The organism is Phenylobacterium sp., assembly GCF_037189685.1.
GTDB lineage: Bacteria > Pseudomonadota > Alphaproteobacteria > Caulobacterales > Caulobacteraceae > Phenylobacterium.
This window is the reverse complement of sequence record NZ_JBBCIT010000013.1, coordinates 146,698-170,922: the sequence shown is the minus strand read 5'-3', so window position 1 is coordinate 170,922 and position 24,225 is coordinate 146,698. Positions and strand designations below refer to the sequence as shown.

The following is a 24,225-nucleotide window of genomic DNA, read 5'->3' as shown; positions in this document are numbered from 1 at the left end:
GCGAAGAAGGCTTGATCCGCGCCGGGCGGGGCGTCATCAGCGCGGGCCATGAGCCGAGCCACGCCCGCGACGCGCGCCCTCGACGCCGTCGGCGTGACCTATGCGCTGGCGACCTACGCCTATGACCCGAAGGCCGAGCGGGTGGGCCTACAGGCGGCCGAGGCGCTGGGCGCGCCGCCGGGCCAGGTGCTCAAGACCCTGATGGTCAGGGTGGACGGCAAGCCCGCCTGCGTGGTGCTGGCCTCGGACCGCGAGGTCTCGATGAAGCGGCTGGCTGCGGCGCTGGGCGGCAAGGCGGCCGAGATGATGAAGCCCGCCGACGCCGAGCGGATGACGGGCTACCGCGTCGGCGGAGTCAGCCCGTTCGGCCAGAAGAAGCCGGTCCCGACCATCGTCGACGCCGACGCCGCGGCCCTGCCCGAAGCCTTCGTGAACGGCGGCCAGCGCGGGCTCCAGGTCCGCCTCGCACCTGTGGACCTGGTGCGGGTGCTGGGGGCGGTCGTGGCGGCGATCAGCTAGCGGTTTCCGAGCGGTAGATCGTGTAGGTGGCGAGGAAGTCGGGATCGTGAACGACCTCACCAGTGCCAGACAACCGGTATTCGCCGAGGCTTGCGCGCTGAAACACCTGGGTCATTGGCGGAAGCGTGTAGCGCTCGCCGATCCTGTCTCCATCCAACTCCAGCCCTATGCCCGCCCTACGGTCGGCCGACCGGACGAACCCGTGAAACTGCTCACGATGCAGAACCTGATCGTCCGGGCCGCAGTACGTCAGACCGACCAGCACGGTCTTCCCGATGAGCGAGGTTGCGACCTCGTCGTCCCAATGTTCGGGCGGCGGCTGGTTGGAATCGTATGTCGTCGCCATGCGCCACCGTTGGCCTTGGGCGCCAGGCCGTCAACGCCCTCGAGAGGCCGTTGACGGCCGAGCAGACCCAGGAGAGGCCGTAAAATCCCATCCGGGCGAGAATGGGTCGTCAGGCCTTGAAGCGGATCTGGCCCATGTAGTCGCGCTTGCCCAGCGGCACCCCCTGCGCCCGCAGCACGTCGTAGCCGGTGGCGGCGTGGAAGTGGAAGTTCGGCAGCGAGAACGACAGCAGGAAGTCGGCGCCGCGGAACGGCATCTGGCGCGGACCCAGCTCGAACACCAGGTCCTTGTCCTCCAGGGCGTTCACCGCTTCGGGCGTGAGCGCCGACAGTTCGGCGACGGCGTCGGCGACCAGCTTGCGGAGGCCGGCGAAGTCGAAGGCCGCATCGAACGCCGGCGGGCGGAATGCGCCGGCCTGTACGCCGGCGATCGCCCCCCTGGCGTGGTGGACCGTGGCGATCACCTGGCTGCGCAGCGGCCACATGTCGTCATACAGCCGGGCCTCCAGCAGCGACTCCGGGTCGCCGCCCTGGCCGGTGACATGGGCGTGGGCCTTGTCGAGATAGCCCGCGACGCCGCCCAGCGTCTGCAGGTACGAACGGACGGTGGCGTCGTAGAGCGTGACGGCCATGATCTCCCCCTCATCTGGATTCCCGCGGGTGGTAGCAGGGCTCCGCTACGGCGCCCCAGAGGTACGGCGTCCCAGAGGCACGGCGTCCCGGGGTACGGCGCCCCAGGGATAAGGCCCAGGGATGAGGCCCAGACGCCGAGGTCGGGCTTCAGCGCGCGCCGAGGCGGGCGAGGACCTCGCGCGGAATGGCGTAGTGGGCGATGACCGCAGCGCGGTCGCGCAGGCCCATCACCTCGCGCTGGACCAGGAAGCCCCAGACGGCGTCGCAGGCGGCCTTCAGCGCCGCGGCGCGTCCCTCACCGCCCGGATGGGCCGCCAGGGCGGCGAGCGCGGCCTCGACCTTGCGGCCGGCCCGCCCCAGCGAGCCCGCCTGCTCCTCGAGCAGTTCGTACCGGAGGACGGCCTCCCCCGTCTCGACGCCCAGGCGGCGGCTGAGGCTCTGGAACGCCAAGGTCCGGGGCGCCAGTGGGGGCATGCGGAGCGACGACATGGCGACCATGTTGGTCGCCGCCGCCGCCCTGGCAAGTCCCTCGGGGCAAGTCCCCCGGGGGGCAAGTCCCACTGCGGGCATGGCCTCAGTAGTAGAAGCGCTCCTCGGCGATCCGGCCATCGCGGATCGTGTAGACGCCCACTTCGTCCAGCACGTGGCGGGCGCCGCCCTTGGGCGTGATGTCCATGCGGAAGCGCACGGCGAACTGGTCGCCGTTGAGGTATGGCCCCTGGATCTCGACGCCGTGGACCTCGTGGTTGGCGCCCCACCACTCGCCCTTGGCGCGGACCCCGGCCTTGCCGCGGATCTCGCCCATGTCGTCGCCCGGCATGTTCTCGTAGCTGACGACGTCGTCAGCCCAGTACCGCTCGCCGGACTCGTCGAACTGGCCGGCCTTCCACATCGTCACGAGGGCGTTGGCGACATCCTGGGTGGTGGTCATCGGGGGCTCCTGAAGCTGTTCTGAAACCCAGTGTCGGCCAGGCCTCTTGACAGCGTCATGGCAGCAGTGCGGCGGGGGCTCAGGGTTCGGGCCGTCGCCTCGCCAGGACATTCAGGTGATCCGGCTTCTGTCCGGTGATCTTGTAGAGCAGGAGCCAGCCATGCATCGCCGCCGCGACGGGCCCCGGGATCGGCAGCCCGCCGAACCAGCGCGAGACGGTCGAGCGGTCGACGTCCAACGCTTCGGCGAGCCGGGACATCCAGCCCCGCTCGCCGAAGAGAAGGATCGCCGCCCGACGGAGCTCTTCCGCTGTCATGCCGCGGCTTGCGCCCCGAGTCCTTCGGACTCGCGGACGAAGCTCAGCACGGCCTCGGAGAAGCCGTCGATGTGGGTCCACGGGCCGTACCCCACACCGTTCCGGGCGCTGGCGACGTTGACCATGTAGGCCTTCGCCGCCTTCGGGTCCGGAACCCGGTCGTGCGACTGCTCGTCGGTGATGACGATCAGACGGTCGTGCGGCAGGCGGTTCACATGCTCGACGGCGGCGCCGAGCAGGGTTCCGCCGTGAGGCTGCGACCGGACGACCGCGTCGACCCCGGCCATGCCCCGGCGCGCCGGGACTTCCACCACCTCGTCCGAGAAGGTGAAGACCCGCACGTCGCCCGGGATGACGGACGCCAGCGTCGCCGCCGCATCCAGCCGGGTGAGGTCCGACTTCGCCGACAGACGCCAGTCCATCGAGCCGGAGACGTCGACCAGCACGATCGTGCGGCCGTCGAACACCGGGCCTTCCAGGACGGCCTCCATCAGCGCCTCGTCCAGCCAGCGCTCGAACCGCGGCGCGGCGCGGGCGGCGGCCACGTAGCGGAACGGGAGCACGCGGTGTGCGCCCCGACGCCCGAGGATGGCCTCGGTGACGAGCGCCTCGTCGACGCCGGCCTGATCCATGTTGCGGAGGTTCCGCAGCAGGGCCAGGTAGCCCAGCTTCCGCTCGGCCAGCAGGCGTTCGAACGTGGCCTTCCTGTCGGCGCCGCCCGAAAGGGCGACCTCCCAGGTGTCCGGCGACGGCAGCGAACGCTCGGCGACCTGCTTCCACAGCACGGCCTGCGCCTCATCGGCCGGCCTGGCATGGACGAGGAACAGCACGTCGCGCAGCTTCACCGGCCCGTCGCGGTCGTACTTCGCCAGTTGATAGGCGTCGAACTTCGCGAAGGCGGCGGCGAGGCCCCGCTTCATCTGCTTGCTGAGCGGACGCTTGCCGTGGCGCCAGTAGATGGCGACGAGTTCCGTCAGATCGTCGGCGCGCTGGATCACGCGCGCGATGGTCGGCGCGACCAGCGGCCCGCCCTGTCGGACCAGCCCCACGAGCAGCATCAGCGGCGCGTGGCGCAGGTTGAAGCGCTCGCGCGCCTCCACCGCCAGATCGGCGAGGACCTGCGGGGCGACCTCCATCGACAGCGCCGCGACGCGGTCGGCGATGGTCTGGCCGTCCTCGTAGAATTCGGTCTCCCAGAGCAGGCACGACAGCACCGAGCGGCGAAGCGCCTGCTCGGCGGTCAGGACCACGGCCGGGGCGCCCTCGTGCGTGGTGCGCGGGCGCGGCGCGAAGATGTTCAGGCGCATGGCGGGGCCTCCTCTGACTGTCACTCGTGGGCCGGATCGGGGAACGGGCGAAGACGCCTAGCCCTGCCTCCGGCCCCGAGGAGCTTTCGTCAGGGTGCGGGCCTCGAACCCGCTGAGCTTTTCAGCCGTGCCATCGAAGGAATCGTCCTCTGCGCCACCGATCCGGGCCGTCGGCGCGTGAAGCGCCGCCGGCGAGGCCCTTCTAGCTCTTTTGATGTATAATGCAACATTAAATGTGTCATCTCCGGGGAATCGTCGGCTCGGGCGGCGCTTCCGCCAACGGCTCGCGACCGTGGACCTCGCTTCCTCCCGCGGCGCCTGCATGCCGCCATCGGGACTGGCCTGGCCGCCCCTTTGCGGGGAGCGATGAATCCGAGACCTGCCGCCACCGAAGATGACACACCAACGCCGACAGCGCGTGGAGCGCGCCCATGCAGGACGCCGATCCTGCGCGGCCAACGCCCTGAAGCATCAGGGAACAGGGAGGCGTCAGGGAACAGGCGAGAGCGGACGGTGCTCTATCCACTGAGCTACCCGCGCCCCGAGGGACGCGGAGCGGGATTCGAACCCGCGACCACCTCGTTATGAGCGATGAAGCCGCTCTCTACGCCACTGACCTCGAACGCCGGGGAACAGGTGAGACGGTGCTGCCCATTGCTGGGCTTCGTAGACAAAACGAAGGAACCGCACTCTACGCCACCGGCGCCTCTCCACCGGGGCGGAGAGGACGCGCTGATAGTCCGAAAAGTTTCATATCGCAACAACGAACTTCAGCGCGCCCGCCCCTACCCCTTCACGCACACCACCTGCCGCAGGGTGTGGACGATCTCGACCAGGTCGGCCTGGGCCGCCATCACCGCGTCGATGTCCTTGTAGGCCATCGGCGTTTCGTCGATCACGTCCGCGTCCTTCCGGCATTCGACGCCCGCCGTGGCGGCCACGTGGTCGTCCAGCGTGAAGCGCCGCCTGGCTTCGGCCCGGCTCATCGCCCGCCCGGCCCCGTGGGAGCAGGTGCAGAACGACTCCGGGTTTCCCTTGCCGCGCACGATGTAGGACCGCGCCCCCATCGACCCCGGGATGATCCCGAGCTCGCCGAGGCCCGCCCGCACCGCGCCCTTCCGGGTCAGCCAGACGTCCTTGCCGAAGTGCCGCTCCTGGGTGACGTAGTTGTGGTGGCAGTTCACCGCCACGTCCGTGGTCGCCAGGTCCGGGAACGCATCCCGGAGCACGGCCAGCACGCCGGCCATCATCACCTCGCGGTTCGCCAGCGCGTACTTCTGCGCCCAGCTCACCGCCCGGATGTAGGACACGAAGCCCTCCGACCCTTCCGGGAAGTAGGCCAGGTCCTTGTCCGGCAGGTGGATGAACCACCGCGCCATGTCCTTCTTCGCGCGTTCCACGAAGTAGGACCCGAAGCGGTTGCCCACGCCCCGCGACCCCGAGTGCAGCATCACCCAGAGGCAGCCGGCCTCGTCGAGGCAGAGCTCGATGAAGTGGTTGCCCGTGCCCAGCGTGCCCAGGTGGCCGAGGCCGCGCGCATGCGCCGCCTTCGGGTCGCGCTCGACGATGGCGTCATAACCCTCGGCGAGCGCCGCCCACTTCTCGACCGCGAGCGCCGGCGGGTCGCCCTGGTGGGCGCCGACGTCGTTGCGGCCGCCGTTGTCGGTCCGGCCATGCGGGATGGCCGCCTCGATGGCCGACCGGACGGCGGCGAGCGAGTCCGGCAGGTGTTCGGCGCGGACCGAAGTCTTCACCGCCATCATCCCGCACCCGATGTCCACGCCGACGGCCGCCGGGATGATGGCGCCCACGGTCGGGATCACCGAGCCGACGGTCGCGCCCATGCCCCAGTGCACGTCCGGCATCACGGCCACGTGCCGGTGGATGAACGGCAGGCCCGCGACGTTGCGCAGCTGCGCCCTGGCGCTGTCCTCGACCTGGACGCCGCGCGTCCACGCCTTGATCAGGCCGGCTTCGCTTTCGATCACTTCAAATCCGCTCATCGGACTCTCTCCTAAACTGCCGTCCCTCCCGGCCCAGCGTCGGCAAAGCGTCCTTCCGAAACGAAGAACCCCTCCGCGGCCGGGCCGGGAGGGGTTCTTTCGGACGATCTCAAGGATGGCTGAGACCTAGACCGAAGCGTCCTCCCACGCACGCACGCCATTCCGCTCGACCTGGCGGTCGAGTTGGGGGGCGGGCAGGCTGTAGAAGACGATCTTCGACATGGCTCTCATCCTTGAGGGCGGCGCCGATACCACGTTCGCCGACACCGTCAAAAGCCCTGTTTCAGATGAAACCAACCTTGGCCACGCGCTGTGGCCTCAGAACCACGGTCATCCGGGCGGGTCGGTAGGCCATCGCCGGGCGGGGCCCTTGGGCGGCGATGTCGGGACCGATGCGGCGGATGGCGCTGGCGAGGCCGCATAGCTCGCCGAACCGCCGAGGTGGTTACGGCGCGCGGTCGGCGCGGGAGACCGGTGCGGAGGCCCGTCCCGGGAGGCGGCTGTCACCCGGGCGAGAAGCTCGCGCAGGGCGGGAAGTTCGGCCGGCGGCGGGCCGGGAAGGCGGGCCTCGGCGTCGGCGGCGACCCCTTCCAGCGTGCGCAGGAGCAGGGGGAAGCTGGCCCGCTCGACCTCCCGGTCGCGCTCGTCGTAGCGCTCCTGTTCCGGAGGTTCGCGTTCCGGGGTTTCCTGTTCGGGACTTTCCTGTTCCGGAGCCTCCCCCTCGGAGGCCGCGGGCGCCGCGACGCGCCGGGCCTCCTGGCGCAGGCGGAGGTCCAACGCGATGGCCACGCGGACCGAGAAGAAGCAACGATTGAAGATTTCGTAGGCGGCCACGCGCTGCGCCGTCGTCTCGGCGCGCTCGGCCTCGGCGCCGAAGACCAGACCCAGGCGATAGGCGTATTCGCGCAATTCCAGGAGCTGGGTCGAAGCGTCGGTCATTGAGAACAAATATAGAACAAAAGGCGCGGCCGTCAAGACGGGACATCGGCGCCCGCACGCGGCTGCCGCCCCGTTCAGAACCCGAGGACGGGGCTTCCCGCGATCACGCGTTCGTGAGATCCTTTCACGATCAGTCGGAGGGGCGAGACATGACCCATCGGGCGCTGGCGTTCATCGCAACGGCCGGGATCGCGCTTTCCGGATGCAACCGGCATGCGGAACCGACAGGTGGCGGAGCCGGAGACGGTGGTGGACGCTATACCGGCGTGGGCATCTATCAGGCCGACCGGATGTGGAGACAATTGTCGGTCCCCGCCCCACGCGAAGCCGCGGCGGCGCGCGTCGACGACGACAGCCATGTGATCGTCGTCATCGACAGTCGAACAGGAGAGCTTCGCCAGTGCGGAAACCTGAGCGGCCACTGCATCGGAATGAGCCCGTGGACCCGACCGCTGACCCCGGCCCAGCTTTCGCCGGCGCCGCTCGTGAAGCACGCCGCGCAACTCGACGCCGAACCGCCGCCCGAGCCGAGCAAGCCCGTGCGATAGGGCGGCGAAAGGTCCGCGAACCCCCTCTCGCGGGCGCTTGCGGCGTCTGCTTGGACTGGATCGATCAAGGTCTGCGCCATGCGCCGTGTCCGGGCGCCGCGTCCAGGCGCCGGAACGACCCCGTTGTGGACATCGGCGCCTCAGTCTCCTCTCCCCCGAGCGCAGCGAAGAGCGGGGAGAGGGGCCAGCTTCCGCTTTCCACCCCTCGCTGACGCCAGGAGCGTCTGCACCTTTCGGTTGGCAAAGGTCTCCGGCGAGCGCCGATCCCCCGGCCCACGTCGCCATGTTGCGGACAGTCGGCGGCCGGTCAGGCTAAGCCCGCCGCGCTCGGGCGCTTTAGTGGGCCGCGACTGGACTCGGTGGCGATGTCGCCGCTAGCTTCGCCGGATGGCGGCGACGGGAGCTTTGGGATGAGGGCGTTCTTGCTCGGAGGTCTGTTGGTGGCTCTGGCCGCCTGCAGCGGCGGCGACGAGGCGACGGCGCAGCGGGACCCGCAGGCGGCCTTCCAGGCTGACGTCCAGGGGGCGCCGCAGGCGGTCTATCAGGGCGGGCCGCAGCAGGCCCCGCCTGGTGGCCCGCAAGGTGGCCCTCAGGGCGCCCCGCAGTACGGTCCGTCGAACGGCCCGCAGCAGATCGCCCAGGGCGGTCCCCCGCAGGCGCCGGAGAACGAGGCGCAACAGGCCTTGCGGGGGCTGTACGCCATCCGGCAACAGCAGTGCCAGAGCGGCAATTCGCTGGCGTGCCAGACCCTGGGCGAGTTCCCCAAGCACAGCCAGAACCTCTCTCAGGCCGCTCAGGGATGCCGCGCGGGCGCCCAGGAGGCGTGCGCGGCATACAACAACCTGTCGCAGCGGATCTTCACCGCGTACGCCGAAAGCGCCCAGGTGATGCAGCAGGGGGCGCAGGCCTCGGCGCAGATGGACGCCTGGCGGTCGCAGATGAACGCCAACCACGCGAACAACATGGCGCGGCTCGGGGCGCAGGCCGCCGCCGGCCAGGCGGCGCACCAGGCGCGGCAGGAGAGCTATGCCGCCCAGAACCAGGCCTGGGCAAACGGTCAGGCGTCGGCCGAACGCAATACCGGCCGGTTCAACGACTACGTCTACGAGGGCACGACGATGAACGGCGGCGGCGTGCAGACCCGCGTTCCCTATGGCTCGACGGGCTACACGGACGGGCGCGGCAACGTGGTCGCGGTTCCGGACGGCGGCACGCCCCCGGACGGCTGGCAGCGGATGAACCCGACGTACGCGGCGCCGAACTGACCGGCCACGCCTGTCGGTTCTGATCCTGCCCGGCGATCTGGCCGCGCAGGACGTGGGCCGTCGGGAAGGTGGGCCGTCAGGCTCCCGGGCTGGCGCTGAGGCCGCCGTCGAGGGTGAAGACCACGCCGGTGGTGTAGGCCGAGCGGTCGGAGGCCAGGAAGACCATCAGGTCGGCGATCTCGCGCGGCTTGGCCGCCCGGCCGAGGGGATAGCCGGCCATCAGCTCGCGGAAGCGGGCCTCGTCGCCGAAGCGCCTCTGGGCGGCCGCCTTCATCCGCGCGACGAGGCGGTCGGTCTCGACCGGGCCGGGGCTGACACCCACCACGCGGACGCCGTCGCGCAGCGACCTGCCCCCGAGCGCGCGGGTGAAGGCGTAGAGGGCCGCGTTGCCGGTGGAACCGGCGATGTAGGCGGCGTCCATCCGCTCGCCGGCCGCCCCGATGTCGTTGACGATCACGCCCGAGCCGCGGGCCTTCATGTGGGCGTAGATGGCGCGGGTGAGGTTGATGTAGCCGAAGACCTTCAGCTCCCAGGCGTGGCGCCAGCGCGCCTCGTCCACATCCTCCAGCGTGCCGCCGGGAATGTCGCCGGCGTTGTTGACCAGGACGTCGGCGTCGCGGCCCGCCTCGGCCAGGGCGGCGAGCTGGGCCGGGTCACGCAGGTCGGTGGGGACGGCGCGGGCCCGGACCTGATGCTGCCCGCGCAGGCGCTCGCAGAGAGCGTCGAGCGCCTCGGCGCCGCGGGCGGCGAGGATCAGGTGACAGCCCTCCTCGGCGAACGCCGCGGCCGCGGCGGCGCCGATGCCCTTGGACGCGCCGGTGATGAGGACCGTCCGGCCCGCGAGATTCAGGTCCATGCGATGCTCCCTTCGAACAGGGGCAGAAGACCCCGGCCGGGCGATCGGCTCAAGCCTTGACAGATCGGCCACTCGTTCCTCAATTGTTCCGGGCAAGGAGGGGGCATGTTCGAAAAACTGCGGCGCGACTGGCACATGCGCGACATCGACGCGCGCATCCGTCGTCACGGTTGGATGGCGATGTACGTGGGCGACTACCGGACCTCGCCGACCTGGGCCTACAGCATCGGCTTCGAAGAACGGCTGGGGCGGCCCGAGGTCATCGTGTTCGACGTCACCCGGGAAGACGCCCATTCGCTGCTCTGGTGGATCTATACCTCGGTCGAGAGCGGCGACCTCCGGATGGTGGACGGGGAGGCCTGGGCGCCGGAGGGCGAGGTGATCGGCGTCTGGCGGGACGTCCATCCCACGCAGGTGGATGCGGCGGACGGCTGGTTCGCCGCCGGCCTCGAGCGACGGACCCGAAAGGGGAAGGATGGCGGGCTCCGGGCCTTCCAACTGGTGGTGCGGGACGGCGCGCAGAAGTTTCCGTGGGATGCGGGCTACGATGAAAGGCTGCGCCACAGGCAGCCGGCGCTATACATCCCCGCCGAGGACTATGGCGAGGTTCACCTGTCGCCCGGCGACCGGGAGGCCCTTCGCATCGCGGACGAGCGGAGCTGGTCGATCCGGCTCATCGACGGGCCGGAACTGAAATGGGCCTACACGATCGGGCTGTCGGCCGCAGGGCGTCCCGAGCTGATCGCCATGCTGCCGTCCGCCGACGGCGCCGCCAATCTCCTCCATGAGGCGCAGGCGCATCTGGCGCGCCGCGATCTCGTGCTCGAGGACGGCTTGCGCTGGGACGCGCCGGGATTCGAGTGCTGCTGGCGCCGCGTGCACGAGAGCCAGCACGCGGCGCTGAACGTGTTCTTCCTGGCCAAGCTGCGGCACGAGCATCGGACAGGCCGGCGCGAGGCGATCGAGACCTATCAGCTGTTCCTGCCGGACAACGAGGGGCGCTATCCATGGGACGCCGGCTGCAGAGTCCGCGAGAGCCAGCCTCTCCTGTTCGAGCCCTTCGACCCGGCGCAGCTCAAGCGGGGACCGCTTGCAGCCCTGATGCGCATGTGACACCTGAGCGCCGACCGCCAAGGACCTGCGCCATGACCGACCCCCAGCCCGCCCCGCAACCCGCTTCCGTCTACGACCTCTCGCACGCCGACCAGGAGGAGAGCCGCGCCACCTTCGCCGTGCTGGTGGACAACGAGCCGGGGGTGCTGCACCGGGTGGTCGGGCTGTTCGCGGCGCGGGGCTACAACATCGACAGCCTGACGGTGGCCGAGACCGACGGTTCGCAGCACACCAGCCGGATCACCATCGTCACCCGCGGCACGCCGCAGGTGCTGGCCCAGATCGAGGCCCAGCTCGAGAAGATGGTCTCGACCCGCCACGTCCAGGACGTGACGCGCGACCCCAACGGCCTGGAGCGGGAACTGGCCCTGGTGAAGGTGCGCGGCGCGGGCGCCGAGCGGGTGGAGGCGCTGCGCGTCGCCGACATCTTCCGCGCCAAGGTAGTGGACACCACGCACGAGAGCTTCGTCTTCGAGATCACGGGCGCATCGTCCAAGGTCGACAAGTTCGTGGGCCTGATGCGGCCGCTGGGGCTGGTCGAGGTGTCGCGCACCGGCGTGCTGTCGCTGCAGCGGGGCGTGGAGGTCTTCTAGGGCGCGCCCGAGGGCGTTGCGCCCCTGGCCGAGGCCGAAGCGGCGTAGCCGCCCGATTGAACCGCCAAGCCGCCAAGACCGCCAAAGAGGCCCGCGGGCCGGCTCAGGACGCCTTGGCGCTCTTGGCGGTCATTCTTCCCGCGCCATCCCTCCAGGGCCAAGGCGCGCCACGGAACCGGCGCAAACCTGAGGCTCTTTCGACGGCGTGTCCCTGCGCGCCGTCTTCCTCGCGACCGCCGCCCTTTCCACGGGCCTGACCGCCGGCCTGGCCGGCGGCGCGGCGGCGCAGGGGCAGATTCCGCTGATCGTCCCGATCCCGCGCAGGGCCGCGCCGCCGCCGGACCTGCCGCCGGCGGAGGCCGAGGTCTGGCCGTTCCCCGCCCCGGATCCGCAGACCTGGTGGACGGACAAGCGGCCGGTTCCGCCCGAGGCGGCCGATCCATTGGGCGAGCGCCGCCTGCGGCGGGGCGAGCGCCTGCCGGAGCCCGTCGGCGGCGTCGATCCGTCCACCTATCGCCTCTGGGGGCTGAAGCCCCTGCAATGGCAGGTCCTGCGGCGGGACGAAGCGGTGCTGGAGGTGTGGGCGCGTCCCTCGGGCAGCGTCCGGCAGGGCGTGGTCCGGGTGACGGTCCGCGGCGACGGCAGGGCGTTCGTCCAGGGGCGTGCGGGCCTGGCCTGCTGCGACGCGCTGATCGGGCGACGGATGGGGTTCGACGCAGCGCTGCCCGAGGGCGCGGCCGGCCGGTTCCGGGCGCTGGCGGAGAGGCCCTTGTGGGCGTCGCCGCGCGACGTGCGGGTGGAGGAGCCGGGCGCGGCCGACGCCGTGTGCCTGGACGGGACCGCCTACGACCTGGTGTTGGCGGTCCGCGGGCGGACCGTCACCCTGCGGCGCGCCTGCGACCCGGCCGAGGTGGGCGAGGCGGCCGACGTGCTGGAGGCGGTGCTGGGCGCGGGCCTGGGCCACGACGGGCGCTTCGACGCGGTGTTCCCGCGCGGGGCCGACTTCTCGGCCGCGCGGCAGGCGCACGCCCGGCTGCTGGCGGCCGGCGGACGGCTGAAGCCCAGCCCAGAGGCGCCGCGCCCGCCCCCCGGGCGGGAGGGCGCGCCCGAACCCCAGCCGGAGCCTTTGGGAGTTCACCCGACTCCAGCGCCTTCAATTCCCGGTCCTTAGGGCCTATATGTGGAGCGTCGGGTTCGCCCGACTATGGAGATAAACGCGCGCATAATAAGCGGACTGGACCCGGGTGCGATTCCCGGCGGCTCCACCAATCTTCCCCGGGTTGTCGCCGGGCAGTGCGGGGCCGATCAGCATCGACAGACGTGTAAAGGCGTTGCTTTCTCTCGGCCTGACCCACCGTTCCGGGTCTTAAACCAAATGCGAACGATAACTTCGCTGAGGACGTTCGCCTGGCTGCGTAATGCGGTCCGGTAACATCCGAACCAAGTCCTAGGGGTTCAGATCCCTAGGCGGGGCCCGGAGGGCGCCTGGCAACAGAAGCCCTCCACTTTCCGCCTCATCGAGAGGCGCCCTCCTCCTTCTGGACAAGAGTCCGGGGGCGCCTGGCGACAGAAGCCCTCCACTTTCCGCCTCATCGAGGCGTTCTTCTCCTTCTGGACAAGAAGCCGAAGGGCGCCCGACAACGGAAGCCTTCACCGCTTCCGGAAGGGCTCGGCCATGCGCGCCTATCGCTTCGACCAGCCCGACAGCCTCGACAGCCTGCGGGCGCGCGAGGAGCCTGTCGGCGAACCCCAGCGGGGCGAAGTCCTGGTCCGCGTCCGCGCCGTCTCGCTGAACTACCGCGACATCGCCGTGATCCTGGGCCGCTATGTGTGGGACGCCATACCGGGGCTGATCCCATGCAGCGACGCGGCCGGAGAGATCGTGGCGGTGGGCGAAGGCGTGACCGCCTTCCGGCCCGGCGACCGGGTCATCAGCATCTTCCACCCCCGGTGGTTCGGCGGCCGGCCGCCGAAGGGCGTGGCCATGCAGACCTATGGCAGCGGCGCCGACGGCTGGCTGGCCGAGTACAAGGTCGTCTCGCAGGAGGCGGTGGTCCCGCTGCCCGACGGGATATCGTTCGAGGACGGCGCCACCCTGCCGTGCGCGGCCACCACCGCCTGGACCGCGCTGTCGGGCCAGACGCCGGTGCGCGCCGGCTCGACGGTGCTGACCCTGGGCACGGGCGGGGTCTCCATCTTCGCCCTGCAACTGGCCAAGGCGATGGGCGCGCGGGTGATCTCCACGACGTCCGGGCCGGCCAAGGCGGAGCGCCTGAGAGCGCTGGGCGCCGACGAGGTCGTGAACTACGTCGAGGTCCCGGCGTGGGGCCGTCACGTCCGCAAGGCGCTGACCGGCGGCGCGGGCGTCGACTGCGTGGTCGAGGTGGGCGGCCCGGCGACGGTCGGCGAATCACTGCGCGCGGTGCGCCCCGGCGGCGAGGTCGTGCTGATCGGCTTCCTCAGCGAGGCCAACCCCGGCATCGACTATTTCCTCCTGAAGGGCAGCAACGCGATCGTCCGCTCCATCGGGGTGGGCGACCGGGCCGCGCTGGAGGATCTGGTCCGCGCCTGGAGCGGGGCCGGTCTCTCGCCGGTCATCGACCGGGTGTTCGGCTTCGACGAGGCGCGCGAGGCGTTCGCGCATCTCCAGGCGGCGCGGCATGTCGGAAAGATCGTCGTGCGCGTGGGCGACTGAGCGTCCGCGCGCCGCGCCGGCAGCTCCGGCGCGGCTTTTCCGCGTGCAGCCTTGCGCGGGCTTCGGCAGGCGTTACCTTCCTGACATTGTCCCCCGTTCGGAGTGAAGGCGTGGCCCAGGAGCCGCCGGTCCAGGACCTGATGCACTACGAGGCCCTGGCCCAGGACGCCCTGCGGGGCGTGGCCAAGGCCGCGCTGAAGCGCGCCGCCTCGCCCGAGGGCCTGCCAGGCTCGCACCATTTCTACATCACCTTCAAGACCGACGCCGCGGGCGTGTCGGGGCCGGTCGACCTGCTGTCGAAGTACCCGGACGAGATGACCATCGTCCTCCAGCACCAGTACTGGGACCTGGCGCCGGGCGAGACGTTCTTCTCCGTGACGCTGCAGTTCGGCGGCCAGCCCAAGCGGCTGTCGATCCCCTATGCGGCGATCACGCGCTTCTACGACCCCTCGGTGCAGTTCCTGCTGCAGTTCGAGCCGCCGCCGGCGGCGCCGCCCGAGGCGCGCGCCGAACCCAAGGCGGACCCCAAGGCCGAATCCAAGACGGAGGAGCCGCCCAAGGGCGAGGCCACCGTCGTTTCCCTCGACCAGTTCCGGAAGAAGTGAACGCATGACCGACGTCGCCACCCCCGAGGCGGAAACGCTCACGGACGACGACATCCTGCAGAGGTTCCTCCGCACGAAGAACCAGCCGACGGGATCTCAGACCCTGGGCTTCCGCATGGTGTCGGTGAGCCAGGCCGACCGGTCCGTCGAGGTGGAGTTCGACGCCAGGGCCGAACTGCTGCTGAACCCGATGAAGCAGATCCAGGGCGGCTATCTCTGCGCCATGCTGGACGAGGCGATGAGCGTGGCCTGCATGGTGGCCTCGGGCATGACCGCGGTCGCGCCGACGCTGGAGATGAAGACCAGCTTCCTGCGCCCCGGACAGCCCGGGAAGATCAAGGGGATCGGCAAGGTGGTGAAGTGGGGCCGCCAGGTGGCGTTCACCGAGGGCGAACTCTACGACCCCGAGGGCCGGCTGCTGGCCAAGGCCACGGGCACCGCGATCCCCACGCCGTTCCAGAAGTACAAGAAGTAAGGACCTGCCCCTTGGCCCGGCTCCTCTCCCTCTTCGCAGGCCTCTGGCTGGCGGCGGCGGGCGGGGCGCCGGCCCTGGCCGCGCCCGTCGTCGCCGCGTCGGCCTTCGCCGACTGGGCCGCGGTGGTGGTGGCCGGCGACTGGCACGCCGCCGACGGCGGCCCCACCGAAGGCTTCGACAACGCACGCCGCGACGTGACCCTGGCGCTGGGCCGCGCCGGGTTCCAGGCCGGCAACATCCGCCAGTTCTCGGTGCGGCCCGAACGCTACGGCGACACCCGGCCCGAGAAGTCGGACGTGCGGGGCATCTACAACGCGCTGGTCGAGGGCGTCGGCCGCGCGCGCAGCGGCTGCCTCTTCTATCTCACCTCGCACGGCCTGCCGCAGGGGGCGCAGGTGGACCAGGGCATCCTGCGTCCCGCCATGCTGGCCAGCATGCTGGACCAGACGTGCGGCGAGCGCCCCACCGTGGTGGTGATCTCGGCATGCTTCTCGGGGGTCTATGTGCCGGCTCTGGCCAAGCCGAACCGCATGGTGCTGACGGCGGCGCGGCCCGACCGGACCTCGTTCGGCTGCGGCCAGGACAATAAGTATCCCTTCTTCGACGACTGCTTCCTGTCGTCCATGCCCAACACGCGGGACTTCAGCGGGCTGGCGGGAGCCGTGAAGGAATGCGTTCGGCTGCGCGAGATCGCGGAGAAGATGAACCCGCCGTCCGAGCCGCAGATCTGGGTCGGTCCCCAGTTGCGGCCGATGCTGCCGCTGTACGCCTTCGAGAAAGGGCTCAGGCCGGATTGAGCGCCCGTGCGCGGCGGCGGCGCAGCGCCGCGCCCAGGCCGAGGAAGCCGGTGAGCATCAGCGCCCAGGTCCCCGGCTCTGGGACTTCGGCCAGGGTGATGCCGTCCAGGATGAGGAAACTGGGGTCGAACGGGTCCGAAGCGTTCGAGACGCCGGCCTCGAAGGTGTACGTCCCCGCGCCCAGCACGACCGAGAACAGGTTCCAGGGCGTATGCCCGTAGTCGCCGACGCCGGCGATGTCGGACGTGAAGAGGCTGATGGTCCCGGCCGGGCCGACGAGGCGCACGAACGCCGTGTCGTTCCACGGCAGGGCGTCGCCGCCCGAGAACGCGGCCCACCCCGAGAAGAGGCCGCCCACCGTCGTGAAGGTCTGGCTGATCACGAACGGCGTGTCGGCTTCGTAGGGGGCGGTCAGGACGCCCAGCAGCAACCCCTCCACCGGCAGGTAGGTGTGGGTGACCTCGCCCGCCTCGTTGCGGTGGTTGAACTCGGTGAACGTCTGGACGAGGCTGGGATCGGCCGTCCAGCCCGCGACGATGTCCTCGAAACTGCCGTTCGTGAACGTGGCCGCCTGCGCCGGAGCCGCCAGGACGGCGGCGGCGGCGAAAGCTGCGGCGAGCATGGCGGGAATCGGGTGGCGCGAGGCCATGCGGTCGCTCCGCGACGAGGCGTGTCGGATCGACGATATACAGCGTTCGCCCTTGTTATCCATGCCGATTCTCCGCCCTTTGGGGGAGACGGCCGCGCGACTCAACCGAGGTGATATGTTCGACGCAACCAGCAGCGGAGCGAACCCGACCATGCGGCGACTCGGCAACGCGCCCCTCTCCCCCCTGACCCTGCTGGCCCTGCTGGCCCTGGTCCTGTCGGCTGCGCCGGCCGCCGCGCAGGACCCGGCGCTGCCCGACACCCCGATCCCCTACAGTCAGGTCGCCCCACGCAAGGCGCCCGCTCGCGCCACGCCCGCCGCGATCGCCCCGGTCGCAAACACCCCGGCGGCGGCCGCGACGCCCGGCGAGCAGATCCGGCCAGGGGCGCGCCTGGCGCCCGGCCAGCCGATCGATCCGGCCGACCTGGAAGCGTTCGTCGACGGCTGGATGAGCGACGCCATGACCCGCGAGCACGTGGCCGGCGCCACCGTCTCGGTGGTCCAGAACGGCCAGGTGGTGCTGAAGAAGGGCTATGGCTTCGCTAAGCTGGACCCGCGGCGACCGGTCGACCCCGACCGCAGCCTGTTCCGCGTCGGCTCGATCTCGAAGACCTTCACCTGGATCCTGCTGATGAACGAGGTGGAGGCCGGCCGCATCCGGCTGGACGCCCCGATCAACCTCTATCTGCCCGAGCGCGCGCGCTTGCCCGGCCGCCTGCGCGAGGTGACGGTCCGCAACCTGCTGGACCATTCGCCAGGGCTCGAGGACCGCGCCCTGGGCCAACTGTTCGAAAACAACGCCCGCCGCGTACGGCCGCTCGAGCTCTACCTGCGCCAGGAGCGGCCGGACCGGGTCCTCGCGCCGGGGGTCCTGTCCAGCTACTCCAACTACGGGACCGCCCTGGCCGGTGCGGCAGTGACGTTCGGCAAGGACGAGACCTTCGAGCGGATGGCCGAGGAGGAGATCTTCCTCCCGCTGGGGATGACCCACACCACCTTCCGCGAGCCGCGCCCCGAACGGCGCGGGCTGCCGGGCGCCATGCCCGCGCGGCTCCGGTCCGACGTCACCGACGGATTCGGCTGGCAGGCCGGCGGGTTCAAGGCCCTGGCCTACGAATATGTCGGACACGCCGCGCCCGCGGGCTCGGTCTCGTCGACGGCCGGGGACATGGCCCGGTACATGCTGGCGCTGCTGGGCGACGGAACCTGGAACGGCGTCACGATCCATGGCCCCCGCGCCGCCCAGGCGTTCCGCACGCCCCTCCAGCGCACGCCCGAGGGCATGAACGGCTGGCCCCACGGCTTCATCGCCTATCATCTTCCCGGCGGCTTCCGCGGCTACGGGCACGACGGCGCGACCCTCGCCTTCCATTCGAGCATGGTGGTCGCGCCGGCGCTGAACCTGGGCGTCTTCATCAGCACGAACAGCGCGGGCGGGGCCGACGTGGCCGGGGCCCTGCCGGGCGCGCTGGTGCGCCGCTACTACGCCGCGCCCGCGGCTTTCCCGCGCCCGGGGTCGCCCGAACTCGCGAAGGCGGCGCAGCGCTTCGAGGGCGCCTACCTCTCCACCCGCCGGGCCAACGGCGGCCTCGAAGGCTTCGTCGGGCTGTTCATCGGCGCCGTGGACGTCGCCGTCACGGGCGACGGGCGGCTGCTGACCGTGCGGATGGGCCAACAGCAGGCGTGGGTCCCGGACGGCCCTGTGGGCGAGGGGCGCTTCGTCTCTGCCGACGGCGACCGGCGGCTGTGGTTCCGCATGGCGGACGGCCGCGCCGTGAGCTTCCGCGACGGGTTCAACGCCGCGACCCAGCAGCGCGCCGGCTTCACCGAACGGCTTTCGACCCTCGCGCTGGCCGCGGGCCTCGCCGCCTTCGCCTCGGCGGCCACCCTGGTCGGCCTCGTCTGGCGCAGCCGCCGGGAGGTGCGCCAGAACCAGATCCAGGCCCGCGCCGGACTGATCCAGGCGTTGCAGGCGGGGCTCTGCCTCGTGGCCATACTGCTCTTCGCCACATGGGCCGGCGGGGCGAACGACGTGGAGGCCATCTTCTACCGCTGGCCCGGCGCCCTGATCGTCGCCGCCTCGGCCTGCGCGCTGGTGCTGGCCGCCCTGACGCTGATCACCATCGCCGCCCTGCCGGCGGTCTGGCAGGGCGGACGGCGCGTCGACAGCTGGAGCGCCGGTCGCAAGCTGTCGTTCACCCTCACCGTGCTCATCTACGCCGGCTTCTCGGTCCTGCTGGCCCTGAACGGGGCGCTGGAGCCCTGGAGCCGGTAGGCGCCTCTCTGGGGCGCCTCTCTGGGGCGCCCACCTGCGGCGCCTGGTCGCGACGAGAAGCCCCTCAACTACGGTCAAGTCTAAACCGGGCTTTAACCAAGGACTGGGTAAATCCTGCCTACCTGAGGGGGCGAGCGCGCCTGCGCGCCCCTCTCGCGTGTGGGGAAGGGGCCAGCCGCGTTGAATCAGTTCACGGCCATGCTGCAGCGTTTCGGGGTCGGCCGCCTGGCCGCGATCCTCGGCATCGCCGCGGGCCTCGCGGCGGTCAGCGCGGCCATCTTCATGAACCTGGGCCAGCCCAAGGCCCTGCTCTATTCCAACCTGGACCTGAAGGAAGCCGGCTCGATCACGACGGCCCTCGACCAGGCCGGCGTCAAGTACGAGGTCAAGGGCGACGGCTCCACCATCATGGTGCCCCGCGACCAGGTGGCCTCCACCCGCCTGATGCTGTCCGGCAAGGGCCTGCCGACGGCGGGCTCGGTGGGCTACGAGATCTTCGACCAGGCCAATGCGCTGGGCCAGACCGACTTCGTCCAGCAGCTCAACCGCCAGCGCGCCCTGGAAGGCGAACTGGCCCGCACCATCCGCGGCCTGGAAGGTATCAGCGCCGCGCGCGTCCACCTCGTCCTGCCCCGGCGTCAACTCTTCGAGAGCGAGGCCGAGCAGCCCTCCGCCTCGGTGAACATCACCGTCGGGGGCCGCGATCCCAGCGCCGACCAGGTGCGGGCGATCCAGAACCTCGTGGCGGGCGCCGTGCCCAACATGAAGCCCGACCGGGTGACGGTGGTGGACCAGCACGCCAAGACCCTGAGCGGCGGCGACGTGGGCATGGCCGCCGAGGCCGACGGCCGCAAGTCCGAGGTCGAGCAGCGCATCGCCAAGCAGGTGAAGAACCTGGTCGAGGGCGTCGTCGGCGCCGGCAAGGCCCGCGTCAACGTCTCGGCCGAGGTCGAGCTGGCGCGGGTGACCGTGCAGCAGGAGACCTTCGACCCCGACGGCCAGGTCATCCGTTCGGAAAGCACCAGCGAGGAGAGCGCCCGCGAGAACGACGCCAACGGCGTGGGCCAGGTGGGCGCCGCCGCCAACATCCCCGGCGCGCCGGGTTCGGACCTGGCCAACAACTCGTCCACCAGCGGCCGCACCGACTCGACGACGAACTACGAGATCTCGAAGACGGTCCGCACCGAGGTGCAGGAGCCCGGCCAGATCAAGCGCCTGTCGGTGGCGGTCGCCGTCGACGGGGCCACGGCCGCCCCGGGCGCGGACGGCAAGCCCGGCGCCTACACCCCCCGTTCGGCCGAGGAGATGCAACGCATCGAACAGCTCGTCCGCACGGCGGTGGGCTTCAACCAGGACCGCGGCGACCAGGTGAGCGTCATCAACGTCCGCTTCCCGACCCCCGAGGTCACCGGCGGGGTGGAGGCGGCCAATCCCCTGATGGGTTTCGACAAGAACGACATCATGCGCGCCGTCGAACTGGCCGTGCTCGGCATCGTCGGCGTCCTGATGATCTTCTTCGTCGCCCGGCCGCTGCTGGGCGGCGGCAAGGGCAAGGGCGGCGCGCCGGGCGGCGGCCTCATCGCTGCGGGTCCCCAGGCCCAGCGCGTGATGGTCAGCCCGGACGGCCAGCCGATGCAGCTCGCCGCCGACGGCTCGGGCCAACTGGCCCTGCCCGGTCCCGATGGCGAGAGCCGGATCGACATGGCCCGCGTGGATGGGCAGGTCCGCGCCAGCGCGGTCAAGAAGGTCTCGGAATTCGTGGAACGCCATCCCGACGAGTCGGTCGCGATCCTCCGCTCCTGGCTGCATGAGACGACCTGATGGCCGCACCCCGCAGCTCCGGCTCCAAGAACATCGTCGACCCGTCCCGGCTGAACGGCGCCGAGAAGTGCGCCGTCGTCCTGCTGGCTCTCGGCGAAGAGCACGCCCACGTCTGGCAGTCGCTGGACGAGGAGGAGATCAAGGAGATCTCCCAGGCCATGGCGAGCCTCGGCACGGTGAGCGCCGGCGTGGTCGAGGACCTGCTGGTGGAGTTCGTCTCGGGCGCTTCGGGCACCGGCGCGATCATGGGGTCGTTCGAACAGACCCAGAAGCTGCTCACATCCATCATGCCCGCCGACAAGGTGGACGCGCTGATGGAGGAGATCCGCGGGCCGGCGGGCCGGACCATGTGGGACAAGCTCGGCAACGTGAACGAGGCCGTGCTCGCCAACTACCTGAAGAACGAATACCCGCAGACGGTCGCGGTGGTGCTGTCGAAGATCAAGTCCGAGCACGCCGCGCGGGTGCTGTCGGCATTGCCCGAGGACTTCGCCCTGGAGTGCGTCATGCGGATGCTCCGCATGGAGCCCGTGCAGCGCGAGATCCTGGACAAGATCGAGCAGACGCTGCGGAACGAGTTCATGTCGAACCTGGCGCGCACGTCGAAGCGCGACAGCCACGAGATGATGGCCGACATCTTCAACGCCTTCGACCGGCAGACCGAGTCGCGCTTCATCACCGCGCTGGAGGAGCGCAACCGCGAGGCGGCCGAGCGCATCCGCGCCCTGATGTTCGTGTTCGAGGACCTGTCGAAGCTGGATCCGGGCGGCGTCCAGACCCTGCTGCGCACGGTCGAGAAGGACCAGCTCGGCCTGGCCATGAAGGGGGCGTCCGACAGCCTGCGCGAGATGTTCTTCTCGAACATGTCGGAGCGGGCCGCGAAGATCATGCGCGAGGACATGGAGAGCATGGGCCCCGTCCGCCTGCGCGACGTGGACCAGGCGCAGATGAACATCGTCCAGGTGGCCAAGGACCTCGCCAACAAGGGCGAGATCATGCTGGCCGGCTCGGGCTCTGACGACGAGCTGATCTACTGATGTCCGACGCCCTGGCCAGATTCGCCTTCGACACTGAGTTCGACGCCAAGGGCGGCGTGGCCTTCCAGGCGCCGCGGCCCAAGCGCCTGTTCCCGATCGAGGAGGTGGAGCAGATCCGCGAGGCCGCCCGCGCCGAGGGCGAGCGCGCCGCCCTGGCCGGCGTGGCGGCCCAGCAGGCCAACGCCCTGAGCCAGATCGCCGCCGCCTGCGCCCAGGCGCTGCCCCGGCTGGCCGAGGTGGCGCACGAGCACCGGCAGGGATCGGCCGGGCTGGCGCTGGCCTGCGCCCGCGCGATCGCCGACGCCGCGCTCGAGCGCTTTCCCCAGGCCCCGGTGCAGGCCGCGCTGGAATCCCTGGCCCGCGAGATCGACGCCCAGCCGCGGCTGGTGGTCTCGGCCGAGCCCGGCCTGGCGGAGGCGCTGAAGGGCGTCCTGGACGAAACCGCCCGCAACCTGGGCTTCGAGGGCGCCATCGTGATCAAGCCGGACGGCGCCTATGGGCCGGGCGCCTTCACCCTCGACTTCGGCGACGGCCAGGCGGCCTTCGACCCCGCCCAGGCCGCCGAACGCGTGACCCAGACCCTGATCGCGGCGCTGGCCTCCGAAGGCCTGCACGCCGAACCCCTGATCCCCGGCTCGGAGAGCTGATCCCATGTCCGACGACGACCTGAAACTGGACGAATTCGCCCCGGAGGACGGCGCGCTGGCCGACACCTTCGCCGAGGACAAGAACGCCGGCGACCTGGCGACCGTGTTCGACGTGCCCGTGGCCATCTCGGCCGTGCTGGGCCGATCGTCGATGTCGGTGGCCCAGCTCCTCCAGCTCGGCTCGGGCTCGGTGCTGGAGCTGGACCGCAAGGTCGGCGAGGCGATCGACATCTATGTGAACAACCGCCTGGTGGCCCGCGGCGAGGTCGTCATCGTCGACGATCGCCTGGGCGTGACCATGACCGAAATCATCAAGGACGGCGACACGCAGGCCTGAACGGCGGCGTGGGCAGAGGAGTAGACGGATGCGGCTTCTGGTCGTCGGAAAACTGAGCGGGCAGCTCTCCACCGCCGTGAAGATGGCGATGAGCGCGGGCGCCAAGGTGAGCCACGTCGAGACCATCGAGGCGGCCACCCATGCGCTGCGCGCGGGCCAGGGCGCGGACCTGCTGATGGTCGACTACGACCTGGACATCGCGGGCCTGATCTCGGCCAACGAGGCCGAGCGGATCCGGGCGCCGGTGGTGGCCTGCGGCATCGCGGCCGACCCGAAGCGGGCGGCCGACGCCATCCGCGCGGGGGCCAAGGAGTTCATCCCCCTGCCCCCCGAGGCCGAACTGATCGCCGCGGTGCTGTCCGCCGTCAGCGACGACAACCGTCCGATGGTGGTGCGCGACCCGGCCATGCAGCAGGTGATCCAGCTCGCCGACCAGGTCGCGCCCTCGGACGCCTCGATCCTGATCACGGGGGAAAGCGGCGTCGGCAAGGAGGTCGTCGCCCGCTACGTCCACCAGAAGTCGCGCCGGGCCGGCAAGACCTTCATCTCGGTCAACTGCGCCGCCATCCCCGAGAACCTGCTGGAGAGCGAGCTGTTCGGCCACGAGAAGGGCGCCTTTACCGGTGCGCTGGCCCGCCGGATCGGCAAGTTCGAGGAGGCCAACGGCGGCACGCTGCTGCTGGACGAGATCAGCGAGATGGACGCGCGCCTCCAGGCCAAGCTGCTGCGCGCCATCCAGGAGCGCGAGATCGACCGCGTGGGCGGCTCCAAACCCGTCAAGGTGGACATCCGCATCCTGGCCACCTCGAACCGCGACCTGGCGCAGGCCGTGAAGGAAGGGACCTTCCGCGAGGACCTGCTCTATCGCCTGAACGTCGTGAACCTGCGCCTGCCGGCCCTGCGCGAGCGGCCCGGGGACGTCATCGCCATGGCCGAGTTCTTCGTGAAGAAGTACGCCGCCGCCAACGGCATGGCCGAGAAGCCGCTGAGCCCCGAGGCCCGGCGGCGGCTGGCGGCCCACCGCTGGCCCGGCAACGTGCGCGAGCTGGAGAACGCCATGCACCGCGCGGTGCTGCTCGCCGTCGGCCCCGAGATCGACGAGACCGCCATCCGCCTGCCGGACGGCCAGCCCCTGGCCCCGGCCGACGCCCACGCCCGCACGGCCCAGGCCGCCGCGGCCGCCGCCGAGACGGCTGCGCGCGCGTTCGTCGGCCAGACCGTGGCCGAGATGGAGCAGCAGCTCATCATCGAGACGCTGGAGCACTGCTTCGGCAACCGGACGCACGCGGCCAACATCCTGGGCATCTCGATCCGGACGCTGCGCAACAAGCTGAAGGAATACACCGAGGCCGGCGTCCCGGTCCCCGCCCCGCAGATGGGGGCCGCCAGTGCGGCGTGAGCCGCGGCCTCCCCCTATTCATGAAACCGTTGCGAAAAGCGTTTGGCTCCCCGGCGCGCCCCTCCCCCCTGCGGGGAGGGGTTGGGGTGGGGATGTCGGCTCGGCGTCGAACGTCCGGTA

The 24,225-nt window shown here is 70.8% G+C and carries 26 protein-coding genes and 1 other RNA gene; 17 read left to right on the top strand and 10 right to left on the bottom strand.

Annotated elements, in window-relative coordinates; all coding sequences use genetic code 11:
• Positions 1 to 48 precede the first annotated feature (48 nt).
• The gene (ybaK, locus tag WG212_RS09810) at positions 49 to 519 is read left to right on the top strand and encodes a Cys-tRNA(Pro) deacylase (protein ID WP_337186908.1); all 471 of its coding nucleotides are present in this window, start codon (positions 49 to 51) and stop codon (positions 517 to 519) included.
• On the opposite strand, the gene WG212_RS09805 is transcribed toward ybaK, so the two are convergent.
• The 8 genes from WG212_RS09805 to WG212_RS09770 form a co-directional block, all read right to left on the bottom strand.
• Entirely contained in the window at positions 512 to 865 is a 354-nt protein-coding gene (locus WG212_RS09805; protein ID WP_337186907.1) for a hypothetical protein, read from the bottom strand. The two genes, ybaK and WG212_RS09805, sit on opposite strands and share 8 nt — an antisense overlap.
• Before the next feature lie 109 nt (positions 866 to 974).
• The gene (locus WG212_RS09800; protein ID WP_293378581.1) at positions 975 to 1,496 is read right to left on the bottom strand and encodes a DUF1993 domain-containing protein; all 522 of its coding nucleotides are present in this window, start codon (positions 1,494 to 1,496) and stop codon (positions 975 to 977) included.
• 148 nt (positions 1,497 to 1,644) lie between these two features.
• Positions 1,645 to 1,995 carry a DUF6665 family protein gene (locus WG212_RS09795; protein WP_337186906.1) on the bottom strand — a complete coding sequence of 117 codons (351 nt, stop codon included), beginning with the start codon at positions 1,993 to 1,995 and terminating at the stop codon, positions 1,645 to 1,647.
• Between the two features lie 76 nt (positions 1,996 to 2,071).
• Positions 2,072 to 2,428 carry a nuclear transport factor 2 family protein gene (locus tag WG212_RS09790; protein ID WP_337186905.1) on the bottom strand — a complete coding sequence of 119 codons (357 nt, stop codon included), beginning with the start codon at positions 2,426 to 2,428 and terminating at the stop codon, positions 2,072 to 2,074.
• Between the two features lie 79 nt (positions 2,429 to 2,507).
• On the bottom strand, positions 2,508 to 2,744 hold the full coding sequence (locus tag WG212_RS09785) for a helix-turn-helix domain-containing protein (RefSeq protein ID WP_337186904.1): 237 nt from the start codon (positions 2,742 to 2,744) through the stop codon (positions 2,508 to 2,510).
• Complete coding sequence (locus WG212_RS09780; RefSeq protein ID WP_337186903.1) at positions 2,741 to 4,051, bottom strand: TROVE domain-containing protein; 1,311 nt, start codon at positions 4,049 to 4,051, stop codon at positions 2,741 to 2,743. Before WG212_RS09780 ends, WG212_RS09785 begins: the two co-directional genes overlap by 4 nt.
• Positions 4,052 to 4,836: 785 nt before the next feature.
• Positions 4,837 to 6,054, bottom strand: a complete 1,218-nt coding sequence (locus WG212_RS09775; RefSeq protein ID WP_337186902.1) for an RtcB family protein — start codon at positions 6,052 to 6,054, stop codon at positions 4,837 to 4,839.
• A gap of 330 nt (positions 6,055 to 6,384) precedes the next feature.
• Positions 6,385 to 6,993, bottom strand: coding sequence for a hypothetical protein (locus WG212_RS09770; RefSeq protein WP_337186901.1), 609 nt, complete (start codon positions 6,991 to 6,993; stop codon positions 6,385 to 6,387).
• Between the two features lie 149 nt (positions 6,994 to 7,142).
• On the opposite strand from WG212_RS09770, the gene WG212_RS09765 reads away from it, so the two are divergent.
• Together WG212_RS09765 and WG212_RS09760 are read left to right on the top strand one after the other, a co-directional pair.
• A complete protein-coding gene (locus WG212_RS09765) occupies positions 7,143 to 7,541 on the top strand; it encodes a hypothetical protein (protein ID WP_337186900.1) in 399 nt (132 codons plus the stop codon).
• Between the two features lie 440 nt (positions 7,542 to 7,981).
• Entirely contained in the window at positions 7,982 to 8,806 is an 825-nt protein-coding gene (locus WG212_RS09760) for a hypothetical protein (RefSeq protein ID WP_337186899.1), read from the top strand.
• A 76-nt stretch (positions 8,807 to 8,882) separates the two neighbouring features.
• Here WG212_RS09760 and WG212_RS09755 read toward each other — a convergent pair whose 3' ends face one another.
• Positions 8,883 to 9,662, bottom strand: coding sequence for an SDR family oxidoreductase (locus tag WG212_RS09755; protein WP_337186898.1), 780 nt, complete (start codon positions 9,660 to 9,662; stop codon positions 8,883 to 8,885).
• Between the two features lie 105 nt (positions 9,663 to 9,767).
• Here WG212_RS09755 and WG212_RS09750 point away from each other — a divergent pair, with 105 nt between their 5' ends.
• The 8 genes from WG212_RS09750 to WG212_RS09715 all read left to right on the top strand — a co-directional run bounded on the left by WG212_RS09750 (position 9,768) and on the right by WG212_RS09715 (position 15,940).
• Complete coding sequence (locus WG212_RS09750) at positions 9,768 to 10,775, top strand: DUF4262 domain-containing protein (protein ID WP_337186897.1); 1,008 nt, start codon at positions 9,768 to 9,770, stop codon at positions 10,773 to 10,775.
• A gap of 32 nt (positions 10,776 to 10,807) precedes the next feature.
• A complete protein-coding gene (ilvN, locus tag WG212_RS09745; RefSeq protein ID WP_337186896.1) occupies positions 10,808 to 11,368 on the top strand; it encodes an acetolactate synthase small subunit in 561 nt (186 codons plus the stop codon).
• 205 nt (positions 11,369 to 11,573) lie between these two features.
• On the top strand, positions 11,574 to 12,539 hold the full coding sequence (locus WG212_RS09740; protein WP_337186895.1) for a hypothetical protein: 966 nt from the start codon (positions 11,574 to 11,576) through the stop codon (positions 12,537 to 12,539).
• Positions 12,517 to 12,875, top strand: a transfer-messenger RNA (tmRNA) gene (gene ssrA / locus WG212_RS09735). The genes WG212_RS09740 and ssrA overlap by 23 nt, the downstream gene beginning before the upstream one ends.
• Before the next feature lie 168 nt (positions 12,876 to 13,043).
• Positions 13,044 to 14,063: an NAD(P)-dependent alcohol dehydrogenase gene (locus WG212_RS09730; RefSeq protein WP_337186894.1), complete on the top strand. Its 1,020-nt coding sequence runs from the start codon at positions 13,044 to 13,046 to the stop codon at positions 14,061 to 14,063.
• Positions 14,064 to 14,173: 110 nt separating this feature from the next.
• Entirely contained in the window at positions 14,174 to 14,668 is a 495-nt protein-coding gene (locus WG212_RS09725) for a ClpXP protease specificity-enhancing factor SspB (RefSeq protein WP_337186893.1), read from the top strand.
• A 4-nt stretch (positions 14,669 to 14,672) separates the two neighbouring features.
• Positions 14,673 to 15,143 carry a PaaI family thioesterase gene (locus tag WG212_RS09720; protein ID WP_337186892.1) on the top strand — a complete coding sequence of 157 codons (471 nt, stop codon included), beginning with the start codon at positions 14,673 to 14,675 and terminating at the stop codon, positions 15,141 to 15,143.
• 11 nt (positions 15,144 to 15,154) lie between these two features.
• Positions 15,155 to 15,940, top strand: coding sequence for a C13 family peptidase (locus tag WG212_RS09715; RefSeq protein WP_337186891.1), 786 nt, complete (start codon positions 15,155 to 15,157; stop codon positions 15,938 to 15,940).
• Here the strand turns inward: WG212_RS09715 and WG212_RS09710 are convergent.
• A complete protein-coding gene (locus WG212_RS09710) occupies positions 15,927 to 16,589 on the bottom strand; it encodes a PEPxxWA-CTERM sorting domain-containing protein (RefSeq protein ID WP_337186890.1) in 663 nt (220 codons plus the stop codon). The two genes, WG212_RS09715 and WG212_RS09710, sit on opposite strands and share 14 nt — an antisense overlap.
• 151 nt (positions 16,590 to 16,740) lie before the next feature.
• On the opposite strand from WG212_RS09710, the gene WG212_RS09705 reads away from it, so the two are divergent.
• The 6 genes from WG212_RS09705 (at position 16,741) to WG212_RS09680 (ending at position 24,105) form a co-directional block, all read left to right on the top strand.
• Positions 16,741 to 18,864 carry a serine hydrolase domain-containing protein gene (locus WG212_RS09705; RefSeq protein WP_337186889.1) on the top strand — a complete coding sequence of 708 codons (2,124 nt, stop codon included), beginning with the start codon at positions 16,741 to 16,743 and terminating at the stop codon, positions 18,862 to 18,864.
• Between the two features lie 198 nt (positions 18,865 to 19,062).
• Positions 19,063 to 20,685, top strand: a complete 1,623-nt coding sequence (fliF, locus tag WG212_RS09700; protein ID WP_337186961.1) for a flagellar basal-body MS-ring/collar protein FliF — start codon at positions 19,063 to 19,065, stop codon at positions 20,683 to 20,685.
• Positions 20,685 to 21,722 carry a flagellar motor switch protein FliG gene (gene fliG / locus WG212_RS09695; RefSeq protein WP_337186888.1) on the top strand — a complete coding sequence of 346 codons (1,038 nt, stop codon included), beginning with the start codon at positions 20,685 to 20,687 and terminating at the stop codon, positions 21,720 to 21,722. Before fliF ends, fliG begins: the two co-directional genes overlap by 1 nt.
• On the top strand, positions 21,722 to 22,369 hold the full coding sequence (locus WG212_RS09690) for a flagellar assembly protein FliH (protein ID WP_337186887.1): 648 nt from the start codon (positions 21,722 to 21,724) through the stop codon (positions 22,367 to 22,369). Before fliG ends, WG212_RS09690 begins: the two co-directional genes overlap by 1 nt.
• 4 nt (positions 22,370 to 22,373) lie before the next feature.
• Positions 22,374 to 22,706 (top strand): flagellar motor switch protein FliN, encoded by a 333-nt coding sequence (gene fliN, locus WG212_RS09685; RefSeq protein WP_337186886.1) that lies wholly within the window; start codon positions 22,374 to 22,376, stop codon positions 22,704 to 22,706.
• 28 nt (positions 22,707 to 22,734) lie between these two features.
• Positions 22,735 to 24,105, top strand: a complete 1,371-nt coding sequence (locus tag WG212_RS09680; protein WP_337186885.1) for a sigma-54 dependent transcriptional regulator — start codon at positions 22,735 to 22,737, stop codon at positions 24,103 to 24,105.
• Positions 24,106 to 24,225 lie beyond the last annotated feature (120 nt).

Bases quoted from the DNA above. Each gene is read 5' to 3' on its own strand.
- ybaK (WP_337186908.1), top strand. From the start codon at position 49: ATGAGCCGAGCCACGCCCGCGACGCGCGCCCTCGACGCCGTCGGCGTG.
- WG212_RS09805 (WP_337186907.1), bottom strand. From the start codon at position 865: ATGGCGACGACATACGATTCCAACCAGCCGCCGCCCGAACATTGGGAC.
- WG212_RS09800 (WP_293378581.1), bottom strand. From the start codon at position 1,496: ATGGCCGTCACGCTCTACGACGCCACCGTCCGTTCGTACCTGCAGACG.
- WG212_RS09795 (WP_337186906.1), bottom strand. From the start codon at position 1,995: ATGGTCGCCATGTCGTCGCTCCGCATGCCCCCACTGGCGCCCCGGACC.
- WG212_RS09790 (WP_337186905.1), bottom strand. From the start codon at position 2,428: ATGACCACCACCCAGGATGTCGCCAACGCCCTCGTGACGATGTGGAAG.
- WG212_RS09785 (WP_337186904.1), bottom strand. From the start codon at position 2,744: ATGACAGCGGAAGAGCTCCGTCGGGCGGCGATCCTTCTCTTCGGCGAG.
- WG212_RS09780 (WP_337186903.1), bottom strand. From the start codon at position 4,051: ATGCGCCTGAACATCTTCGCGCCGCGCCCGCGCACCACGCACGAGGGC.
- WG212_RS09775 (WP_337186902.1), bottom strand. From the start codon at position 6,054: ATGAGCGGATTTGAAGTGATCGAAAGCGAAGCCGGCCTGATCAAGGCG.
- WG212_RS09770 (WP_337186901.1), bottom strand. From the start codon at position 6,993: ATGACCGACGCTTCGACCCAGCTCCTGGAATTGCGCGAATACGCCTAT.
- WG212_RS09765 (WP_337186900.1), top strand. From the start codon at position 7,143: ATGACCCATCGGGCGCTGGCGTTCATCGCAACGGCCGGGATCGCGCTT.
- WG212_RS09755 (WP_337186898.1), bottom strand. From the start codon at position 9,662: ATGGACCTGAATCTCGCGGGCCGGACGGTCCTCATCACCGGCGCGTCC.
- WG212_RS09750 (WP_337186897.1), top strand. From the start codon at position 9,768: ATGTTCGAAAAACTGCGGCGCGACTGGCACATGCGCGACATCGACGCG.
- ilvN (WP_337186896.1), top strand. From the start codon at position 10,808: ATGACCGACCCCCAGCCCGCCCCGCAACCCGCTTCCGTCTACGACCTC.
- WG212_RS09730 (WP_337186894.1), top strand. From the start codon at position 13,044: ATGCGCGCCTATCGCTTCGACCAGCCCGACAGCCTCGACAGCCTGCGG.
- WG212_RS09720 (WP_337186892.1), top strand. From the start codon at position 14,673: ATGACCGACGTCGCCACCCCCGAGGCGGAAACGCTCACGGACGACGAC.
- WG212_RS09710 (WP_337186890.1), bottom strand. From the start codon at position 16,589: ATGGCCTCGCGCCACCCGATTCCCGCCATGCTCGCCGCAGCTTTCGCC.
- WG212_RS09705 (WP_337186889.1), top strand. From the start codon at position 16,741: ATGCGGCGACTCGGCAACGCGCCCCTCTCCCCCCTGACCCTGCTGGCC.
- fliF (WP_337186961.1), top strand. From the start codon at position 19,063: ATGCTGCAGCGTTTCGGGGTCGGCCGCCTGGCCGCGATCCTCGGCATC.
- fliG (WP_337186888.1), top strand. From the start codon at position 20,685: ATGGCCGCACCCCGCAGCTCCGGCTCCAAGAACATCGTCGACCCGTCC.
- WG212_RS09690 (WP_337186887.1), top strand. From the start codon at position 21,722: ATGTCCGACGCCCTGGCCAGATTCGCCTTCGACACTGAGTTCGACGCC.
- fliN (WP_337186886.1), top strand. From the start codon at position 22,374: ATGTCCGACGACGACCTGAAACTGGACGAATTCGCCCCGGAGGACGGC.
- WG212_RS09680 (WP_337186885.1), top strand. From the start codon at position 22,735: ATGCGGCTTCTGGTCGTCGGAAAACTGAGCGGGCAGCTCTCCACCGCC.